A 1,340-nucleotide genomic window follows, 5' to 3' on the forward strand; every position below is an offset into this window, starting at 1 on the left:
TAAGGGTGTCTAGATTCACGACATACTTGACACATGAGTCGCGACATCGTTGACACTCAAACCTTGGCGCCTGAGTCGCGACATCCTTGACACTGAGACATGTCCAGAAACCATGTCCTCGTCCACCAAATCCGCGACGCCGGACTCAGCGTCACTGAAGCCTCCCGCCAATACAAAATCTCCCGCCAACGCATCTACCAGCTGCTCAAGGCCTACGACGAAGGCGGCGAAGCTGCCTTAGAACCGCACAGTCGAAAACCGCATTCCAACCCCCGGGCAACCTCTGCCGAACTCACCGAGCGGATTCTCAGCCTGCGCCAGATCCTCATAGAAAGCGGTCTGGACGCCGGACCAATGACGATCCAGTACCATCTGGAAAAGGAACACCTCCACGTCCCCTCCACATCCACCATCCGCAGGATCCTGCACGCCCACGGATTGGTCAAACCACAACCGAAGAAACGACCCAAGAGCAGCCTCCACCGATTTCAATCGGATCAGCCCAACGAAACCTGGCAGTCCGACTTCACCGAAGCAACACTGGCCAACGGGTACACCGTCGAAATCCTCCATTGGCTCGATGACCACTCCCGATACCTGCTGCATTGCTCAGTCCACGAAGAAATCACCACGCAAATCGTCATCGACAGCTTCACCAAGTGCATCAATCACTACGGCCCACCACAAAGCACCCTGACCGACAACGGACTGGTCTACACCACTCGCTTGCTCAAAGGGTTGAACAAGTTCGAAAAACTGCTCATCACCTTGGGAATCAGGCAGAAGAACGGGAAGCCCTACCACCCGCAGACCCAAGGCAAAGTCGAACGCTTCCACCACACAGAACACCTTTGGGTCAATGCCCATTCCCGCGCGCAAACGATCGCCGAGCTCCAGGCGATCCTGGACGAATTCCAGCACGTTTACAACACCCAGCGACCCCACCGGGCGCTGAACCGAGACACACCGCATCAGTGGTACCACCGCACTCTCAAAGCCCGTCCCAACCTGATCAACGTGACACGGGATCGCGAGTTTCGGATCCGTCATGACCGAATCGACAACGACGGAAAAGTAACCCTGAGGCATGACGGAAAGCTACGCCACTTAGGGGTACGCAAGATTCATCGAAGAAAGAAAATCGTGATGCTCATCGACACCGAAGAAGTCACAGTGATGGACGTCGAGTCTTCAGAAGTACTCAGCCGGCACGTGATCGATTCAAGCAGGAACTATTGGCCGGATAAACAGAAATCCCCCGGCCGATGGCCGAGGGAATCCGATAAAAATTTGTAAAGCATGTCGCGACTCATCTGTAAACGATGTCTCGACTCTTCACA

The 1,340-nt window shown here is 54.9% G+C and carries 1 protein-coding gene; it reads left to right on the top strand.

Annotation, left to right across the window (positions count from 1 at the left end; all coding sequences use genetic code 11):
• Positions 1-99: 99 nt before the first annotated feature.
• Positions 100-1,296, top strand: a complete 1,197-nt coding sequence (locus CQ015_RS18590) for an IS481 family transposase (protein ID WP_105650855.1) — start codon at positions 100-102, stop codon at positions 1,294-1,296.
• Positions 1,297-1,340 lie beyond the last annotated feature (44 nt).

The sequence above is a fragment of the Arthrobacter sp. MYb221 genome, assembly GCF_002979835.1.
In the GTDB taxonomy this organism is placed as follows: domain Bacteria; phylum Actinomycetota; class Actinomycetes; order Actinomycetales; family Micrococcaceae; genus Glutamicibacter.